At 44.1% G+C, this 836-nt stretch carries 1 protein-coding gene and 1 pseudogene; both read left to right on the forward strand.

The window, feature by feature from the left end; all coding sequences use genetic code 11:
• Window positions 1-201: pseudogene (locus KIV40_RS33510) on the forward strand (LuxR C-terminal-related transcriptional regulator); the annotation flags it as partial.
• Window positions 178-690 (forward strand): hydrolase, encoded by a 513-nt coding sequence (locus KIV40_RS33515; protein WP_285353730.1) that lies wholly within the window; start codon window positions 178-180, stop codon window positions 688-690. The pseudogene KIV40_RS33510 and the gene KIV40_RS33515, both read left to right, overlap by 24 nt.
• Window positions 691-836 lie beyond the last annotated feature (146 nt).

Consider the following 836-nt stretch of genomic DNA (forward strand, 5'->3'; position numbering starts at 1 on the left):
GAAAGCTGCTTATGAATCGCTGACGCCAAGAGAGAAAGACATTCTGCGTTTGATTATCGCGGGCAAGCGCAATATCCGCATTGCGGACGAGCTTTGTATTGCGATGCGAACCGTGGAAGTGCATCGCGCAAGCCTGTTAAAAAAGTTCTCGGCTAAACGGTGGCTGAGCTTGCGTATATTTATGATGTTCAAGGCAAGCTGGCGACCTTGATGCATGAAAGTGATGTTGTAATTGAAAATACCACTAAGTTGGTGAAAGGAGCGAAAGCGCTCAATTTACCTATCGTATGGTTAGAACAGAATCCAGAGCGTTTAGGTCCAACAGCTGAGCCGATTCGTGAAGTGCTGGCACAAGATCATCTAGCCATCGCTAAATACACTTTTGATGGGTGCAAAGAAGCCACGTTTAAATTGGCGGTAGAGAATACTAAGGTCGACACATGGCTAATCTGTGGGGTCGAAGCGCATATCTGCGTTTATCAAACGGCTTTATCTTTGCGAAAAATGGGTTACCGAGTAGAGCTTGTAACGGATTGCACAGCGTCAAGAACGGCGGCAAACAAAGCGCTTGCTATGGCTAAGCTCACTGCGAATGGTGTTGGATTGACGGGCGTTGAAATGTGCTTGTATGAAATGGTCGAAGACTGTCGTGCGCCCGAGTTTAAAGAGATCTTAGGTCTGATTAAATAGCTAAGTATTTTATAGGCTTTATGCCTTCGAGCGTTAATAACCCATTGTTTTATTGCTTCGTCATCCACTTGTCTTATTGTCATGGTAATAATCGTTCTTTTTAATATCAGTAACGGTTTTTTATCAGGGAGTTTGGATTAGTTCGA

It is taken from the genome of Vibrio sp. D173a (genome assembly GCF_030248475.1).